This is a genomic window from Paraburkholderia kirstenboschensis, from assembly GCF_904848585.1.
GTDB lineage: Bacteria > Pseudomonadota > Gammaproteobacteria > Burkholderiales > Burkholderiaceae > Paraburkholderia > Paraburkholderia kirstenboschensis.
In genome coordinates this window covers 1-503 of record NZ_CAJHCR010000104.1, presented here as the reverse complement: position 1 = coordinate 503, position 503 = coordinate 1, and the positions used below count along the sequence as shown (strand labels likewise).

1 pseudogene is annotated in these 503 nt (G+C 60.6%); it reads right to left on the bottom strand.

From position 1 onward, the window contains the following. Positions 1–59 precede the first annotated feature (59 nt). Positions 60–503: pseudogene (locus JMY24_RS38200) on the bottom strand (group II intron reverse transcriptase/maturase); the annotation flags it as partial.

Genomic DNA, 503 nt, shown 5'->3' with positions numbered 1-503 from the left:
CGGTCGCGGTAGGGACGATGGTTACCCATCGCCCCCCGCACGGATCCGTACGTGCAGAATTACTGCATACGGCTCTTACCAAAGGTGTTGACGCGAAACCGCTCAGTCGGGTGGGAATGGACGATCCGGCACGGCGGCAGGTATTTCCGAAGCAGCCCCTGGAAGCGCGACCACGGCATGCGTCTGCGCTGACTTCGGCGCAGCAAGGCGTGACGCCACGCACGACTGGCTTCATACAGAAAGCCAGCCAGCCGCCGCATGTTGTCCGGCACCGCATGGTAATTCAAATACCCCTGCAACACTCGCCGAAGCCACCGACCTACCACTGGTACTGGTTCATGCCGACGTCGCAGTAGCGTTTCCCGAATGGCCACCAGCGTCGCGCGCATCCGCTTCTTGATCGTCAGCCGGACAATCTTGAAGTCGCCATTACTGCGTCGCTTGCTACAGCAGTGCGTGAAGCCCAGAAAGTCGAAGGTCTCCGGCTTCCGGATTCCACGTTC